This is a genomic window from Streptomyces sp. NPDC050997 (assembly GCF_040660135.1).
Taxonomy (GTDB): domain Bacteria; phylum Actinomycetota; class Actinomycetes; order Streptomycetales; family Streptomycetaceae; genus Streptomyces.
The window spans coordinates 118,929-125,046 of record NZ_JBFAGK010000025.1; the positions used below are offsets into that span (position 1 = coordinate 118,929).

General features: G+C 70.8%; 3 protein-coding genes and 1 pseudogene. 1 reads left to right on the top strand and 3 read right to left on the bottom strand.

Features of this window, described 5'->3' with window-relative positions; translation table 11 throughout:
• Positions 1–20: 20 nt before the first annotated feature.
• The 3 genes from AB0H86_RS37990 to AB0H86_RS38000 form a co-directional block, all read right to left on the bottom strand.
• Positions 21–896, bottom strand: coding sequence for a hypothetical protein (locus AB0H86_RS37990; protein ID WP_362449569.1), 876 nt, complete (start codon positions 894–896; stop codon positions 21–23).
• Between the two features lie 203 nt (positions 897–1,099).
• Complete coding sequence (locus AB0H86_RS37995; RefSeq protein WP_362449571.1) at positions 1,100–1,969, bottom strand: calcium-binding protein; 870 nt, start codon at positions 1,967–1,969, stop codon at positions 1,100–1,102.
• Positions 1,970–2,196: 227 nt separating this feature from the next.
• The gene (locus AB0H86_RS38000) at positions 2,197–5,376 is read right to left on the bottom strand and encodes a molecular chaperone Hsp90 (RefSeq protein ID WP_362449573.1); all 3,180 of its coding nucleotides are present in this window, start codon (positions 5,374–5,376) and stop codon (positions 2,197–2,199) included.
• A gap of 373 nt (positions 5,377–5,749) precedes the next feature.
• Between AB0H86_RS38000 and AB0H86_RS38005 the strand changes: the two are divergent.
• Positions 5,750–5,975 (top strand): annotated as a pseudogene (locus tag AB0H86_RS38005) (hypothetical protein).
• The last annotated feature ends 143 nt before the right edge of the window (positions 5,976–6,118 follow it).

Sequence of the window (6,118 nt, forward strand, 5' to 3'; positions counted from 1 at the left end):
CCCTCCGCTGTCGCCGCCGGTTACGACGTCACGTCGACGTAGTCACCCGCGGCGTTGACCGCCGGGGTCGTCGAGGTACCCGCGAAGCTGTAGCGGAAGTAGCCGTCGACCGACGCCTTCACGGTGGTGCTCAGGTTGCCCGTGGAGTTCGTCTTGATGGTCTTGACCGTGCTGTACGTGCTGGAGCCCGCCTTGCGGAACTGCAGCTTCACCGGCTGGCCGGTGTAGCCGTGGTACTTGCCGTCCTCCCAGTTCGCGCGGGACAGCTTGCCCGTGACCGTGATGGTCTTGCCCTTCTTCACCGGCTCCGGCGAGGCGTTGACCGTCAGCTTGGAGGTTCGCTGGACCAGGATCTTGCCGAGGCCGCCCTGCATCTTCTCCCCACGGGGGCTGTACGTGAGGGCCAGTCCGCCGCCCGACCAGGTGCCGGCGTCGGAGTTGGCCAGGTAGTCCTCGACCGGGTCGATGTCGATCACGCCGGTGCAGTCGGCAGTGGTCGCCGAGGTGGCGGTGCAGGTGGCCGGGTAGTCACCGACCAGCATGTTCGTCGCGTTTTCGATCGACGAACCCCTGTACAGGAAGGGGCCGTTGGCGAAGTCGTCGGAGGTGATGTCGATGTCGGCGCCGTGGGTCAGCGTGTAGGTGGCCGTGGTGGAGACGTGGTTGGTCGTCCCGACCTTGACCGCCTTGGCGACCTTGAAGTTCGAGAAGCTGACGTCGGGGGCGGGCGGAGCGACGGCGGCGGCGCGGAACACGGTTCTGTGCGACAACGCCTGCTCGGCGCGCGCACGGTAGGAAGTATCGGAAGAACCGTCGTCGGCCTGCGCGGCCGGGACGACGAACGCGGAAAGAGCGAGGGCGCCGGAGACGGCGGCCACGGTGGCGCGTATACGCATGCTGATCCCCCACGTGGAAAAGGGCTCCGGGGGTGGTCGTCCCCCGTGGAGCCTGTTGAGTCACGTAGTCAGATGCGTGGCGGATGAGAAAGGTTTCACCGTCACAAGAGAGAAGGGCGCCGACGGAAACTCCGCCGGCGCCCTCTCCTACGTCACGTCACCTGCCGCAGGTCACCTGTCACAGATCACCTGTCGCAGGTCATCTATCGCACGTCGACGTAGTCACCGGTGGCGTTGACCGCCGGGGTCGTCGAGGTACCCGCGAAGCTGTAGCGGAAGTAGCCGTCGACCGACGCCTTCACGGTGGTGCTCAGGTTGCCCGTGGAGTTCGTCTTGATGGTCTTGACCGTGCTGTACGTGCTGGAGCCCGCCTTACGGAACTGCAGCTTCACCGACTGGCCGGTGTAGCCGTGGTACTTGCCGTCCTCCCAGTTGGCCCGGGTCAGCTTGCCCGTGACGGTGATGGTCTTGCCCTTCTTCACCGGCTCGGGAGAGGCGTTGACCGTCTGCTTCGAAAGCCTCTGGACCTTGTGGGTCTTGTAGAAGTCGTTCGAGTAGATCTCGCCGTCGTTGGACAGGGCGGCCACGGTGACGTGCCAGGTACCGGCCAGCGTGTTGGTGAACAGCTCGCCGATCCCGTCATCGACCAGTCCGGGCGTGACCGTGATGGTGAGCTTGCACTTCGACGTCGTGGCGCTGGTCGCCGTGCAGGAGGCGGCCTCTTCATTCGGCGGGAGGTAGCCGTCGACGTCGTCGAGGCTCGCGCCGTGCCAGAGGTCGATGTAGGCGTCCGCGATGCCGCTGGCGTGGGTGGCGGTCAGGGACACGTTGATGGTCTTGGCGACGGTGGTGCCGAGAACGATGTCCTTTCCGGCGTTCACCGTCACACCGGAGACGGTGGGCGCGGCGGCGGCTCCGAACGTCGACCTGGCGGACGAGGTACCGAAACGCTCCGCGACGCTCGGCCGGTCAAGGCTCGTCGCGCCCTGCGAGTCGGCCTGCGCTGCCGGCACGACGAGGGCGGAGAGGGCCAGGGCGCCGGAGATGGCGGCCACGGTGGCACGTATACGCATGTATTCCCCACGTTAAAGGAGGGTCCCGGCACTGGCTCGTTGCTCACGGCTCGTCGTCGTTGCGGGACCCAAGCGATGGTGAAGTCTGTTGACCCACGTGAAGAGATACACGGCGTATGCAAAAGGTTGTACGGGAGAAGTGAACTTTTGACACGAAAGCCCTGGGGAACGAACAGAGTTGAGTCTTCCCGCGCCCCAGGGCGTCCGTCCCGCTCATCCGCCCAGGCTCAGTCGAACCATCGATCCCGCTCCAGCTCCTCCGTCCGTGACGGGTCTTCCAGCAGGGCCGCTACCTCGAACCGGCGAGGCCACTGGCCCGCCTCCCAGGCGAGGCCGGCTGCCACGCCCTCCAGGGTCGCTGCGTGGAGAACGCCGTCCGTCGTGAGACGCCAGTCCAGTTCGACCCCGCTGACGACGAGTTCCTCGTGTTCGACGTACGTCGAAGGGGTGCGCGGGCCCAACAGGACCCGTACCGGCTCCGGGACGTCGTGCTCGGTGCCCTCGGAGTCGACCTCGCCCGTGACGGACTCGCTCAGGCGTCGTACCTGGAACAGTTCGGCCAACTCGGCGGCGCGTGCCGGGCGTACGGGCAGCAGGGGGACGCCGTCCGTGAAGGGCAGCAGGTCGGGCGAGTCGACGACCACGGCGTCGGCGGCGTCCACGACCCGGACCTGTCCGTCGACCACGGCCCGCAGCTCGTCCGGGAGGGTCACCTGATCGGGGTCCAGGTCGGCCAGGGCGCTGTAGAGGGCGTGCAGTTGGGCGCCGGTGACCTCGCGGTCCGGGTCGGCGAGGCGGTGCAGCAGTTCGGCGGCACCGCCGGGCTCGGCGAGCAGGGCGGAGACCGAGGTGCGGACGCCCAGCGCCCGCAGTACCTGTTCGTCGTCAAAACCGGTCGCGTCGGCCTCGTCGTAGAGCCCGCGCAGGAGGGGGTCACCGCCGGCGGCCAGGAGACCGGCGGGGCGGCGGCCGTCGAGGACGGGGTTTCCGCGCAACCACCAAGCCGTGTACGGCCGTACGACCTCGTGCGTGCCGTCGGGGAGCAGGATCCGCACGGGTTGGACGAGAGCGTCACGCAGCGGGGGTTGCGACAGCAGGGCCAGCGCCCGGGGCCATTGGTCCTCGTCCACCAGGTCCAGGTCCCGTACGGCGACCAGTTCCGTGGCGACCGGCGGTACGGGCGTGTCCGGGAACCGGTCGAGGATGTCCTCGCACCACACGTCCACGGCGTCCAGCAGACCAGGGTCGTCGGGTTCGGCGAAGTCCCCTTCGCGGGGCTCCAGTTCGTCGGGGTCCAGGACGACGTCGGTGGCGCGGACGAGGGCGAAGGTGGCGAGCACCCCGCAGGCGGCCAGCGGCTGGTCACCCCACTTGTCCGCCAACTCCGAGTCCACAGTGGCGAGTTCATCCTCGCGCATGACCTGGTGGAAGGGGCTGCCGGGCAGTACGAGCTCGCCCGCGGGAGCGAGTTCGCCCTCCTCGTCGGGCAGCGCGAGGGCACCGAGCCAGGGTTCGTCACCGGGCTCCAGGTTCGCGTCCCGCACGAGCGCGAGGACGGTGTCGGCAAGTTCCTCGGCGTCGGGCGCGTCCTGCTCCCAGTCCAGCCCGCCCTCCTCGTCGAGGGAGGCGGCGACGGCGGCCCGGACCTGCGGGGTGGTGAGCACCGCGCGCGGGGTCGCGGGCAGGGCGCCGAGCTTCTCCAGGAGGGGGTGGGCGGCGTCCGGGTGGGCGACCTTGAGGCCGAGACGGGCGAGGATCTCCGGGTCGACGGGGGCGCCCTCGGAGGTGGGCAGCAGGACCTGCCGGGGCCCGATGGTCGTGCGCCCGTCGGCGAGCGGCACGGGCAGCCCGGACAGTCGGTCCGGGTCCACGCCCGACAGGCTGTCGTAGAGCTGCCGCCACCAGTCCGGGTCCTTCTCCAGCCCGGCCAGCCGGTCAACGGCGTCCGTCAGCGGAACCCGGGCGACACCCAACGTCCGCAGCTCGACGCGCCGTTCGAGCCCGGCGGGGAGGATGGTGGGAAGCACCTCGGCGAGGACCCGCACGGTCTCGGCGCCCGCGCCCTCCACCACCTCGGCGTCACGGGGCCGCAGAGCCTCGGGCAGGCCGTCGGCGTCCGACTCACCGAACGCCTCAACGTCCGGCTGGCGCGACACCTCGACCTCCGCCCGGCCCGACGCCTCTACCGCCGGCGGCAGGAAGGACGTACGAGGCAGCCGCTCCAGGATCGCCTGCCGCAGCGTCCCGTCCAGCTCGCCCTTGCCCAGCGGGCCGGGCACGAGGTCGATGATGCCGGCGGTCACCGGCCGCCAGCCGGCGAGGAGTTCGGCGTACGCCTCCGCCGCGCGCTGCACCAGGAAGTCGGTCAGCGGGCCGGGGGCCGCGTGACGGCGGGTGGTGTCCAGCGGGAAGGACGCGATGAGCAGGGCGGGCACACCGAGGGGCTCGTCGCTGGGGGTGGGGGCGTGCACGACGGGGCTGGTGCGGGGGCGCCCCGGGGTGCCGTCCTCGTCGACGGGCACGGCCCAGGTGACCGACCAGTGCGGCCGCAGTCGCTCCTCGACGGGACGGTCGACGAGCAGGTCGGGGGTGAGCGGCCCGTGTGCGGCGGCCGTGTGCCACCGGGTCGTACCGTCCCGCGAGTCCGCTACGACGGTGAAGGCGCCGTCGGTGTGGCGGCGCAGGGTGCGTGGGGTGTCGTCGCCGATCTCGATCACGACCTCCGCCAGCCCCGGCAGGGCCAGAAGCAGGGCGTCGTCCACGCTGTTCAGCAGGCGTTCGGCGAGGTCGGCGGCGGCCGGGTCGCGCAGGGGCAGGATGACGGCCGTGTCGTACGGGTCGGGGGCGGTGCCCTCGGCGGCGAACGGGAGCCGCAGCAGGGGCACGTGTCCGTCCCGTCGGCGGACCTCGTCCCCCAGCCCCGGGCTGTGCCGGGCGACGTCGGCGGCCAGCTCCCGGGCCTCGGCGAGGGACCAGCGGACACCGCCGTGCCGGCCGACGACCGCGGGTTCGTCGGTGACGGACAGAACGGCGGCGAAGCCGACGCCGAAGCGGCCGATGGTGTTCTCGTCGGTGCCGCGTTTGGCGGAGGCACGGAGCGTGGCCAGGGACTCGACACCGGCCGCGTCCAGGGCGGCGCCGGTGTTCGCGGCGACCAGGGCACCGTCCCGGAGGGTGAGCCGGAGCCGGCCCGGGACACCCGCCCGGGCCGCGGCGTCGGCGGCGTTCTGAGCGAGCTCCACGACGAGCCGGTCCCGGTATCCGCCGAGGACGAGGTCCTCCTCGGCGTTGGCGTCCTCACGGAACCGGGCGGGGCTGGTGGCCCAGGCATCCAGCACGCCTCGCCTGAGGCGAGCGGTACCGAAAGGATCCGCACCCTCGGCCGCGGGCCGCACGAACTTGCTCACGTTGATTCTCCTCGTCGGCGTGACGACGAAGGTACCGTCTGAGGACTGCGGGCGCGCCACGCGCCCCAGGCCTCGGCCACGCTCCAGGCGTGGTCAGGCTCCAGGTAGCGAGCTCCTGACCACAGGCCCCGCACGATCAGCCGGGCCCCGGACGGCCTCGCCCATGCCGCCCGGGACGGAAACCCGGCGAAATCAACACGCTGCTTGGCAGTTCTTCACATTTCCCCGCGCGCCCCCGTCCCCGGGCCCTCGACCGGACAAGCCCCGGACAGTCACCGTACGCAACGGAGTCATCACTGTTCACGGTAAGCATGGGCAGCCACTCTGAGTGACGTGATCCAAGAAACCGCCACCCCCGAGGCCCGACTCGGCCCTGCTCGCCACCGAGCAACTCCGCTCCTGGGAACTCCCGTTGGACCCGGCACGCCAACTCGTCGCCGAACTCGCGACCAACGCGGCCACGCAGAGCGGCAACCGCCCGCCCTGCCTCCAGGACCCCGCCCCCCGACGCCGAGTCCGGCCGGGACCTCGTCCACGTGGAGGCACTCGCCGACCGCTGGGGCGTAGCCCTGGGACCACGCCCTCGCAAGACGATCTGAGCGGAACTGGGCCTCGTACCGTGACCGGAAGATGAAAGCCCCGCCCCTCCCGCCCACGGCGGCAAGGGGACGGGACGGGGGTGTCCGCCCGCAGCGTCTGGCGCGTCAACACCGCCCACTCACCAAGAAACCGATTCCGCGCC

Excerpts from the sequence above, each read along its gene's own strand:
- AB0H86_RS37995 (WP_362449571.1), bottom strand. The coding sequence starts at position 1,969 with ATGCGTATACGTGCCACCGTGGCCGCCATCTCCGGCGCCCTGGCCCTC.
- AB0H86_RS37990 (WP_362449569.1), bottom strand. The coding sequence starts at position 896 with ATGCGTATACGCGCCACCGTGGCCGCCGTCTCCGGCGCCCTCGCTCTT.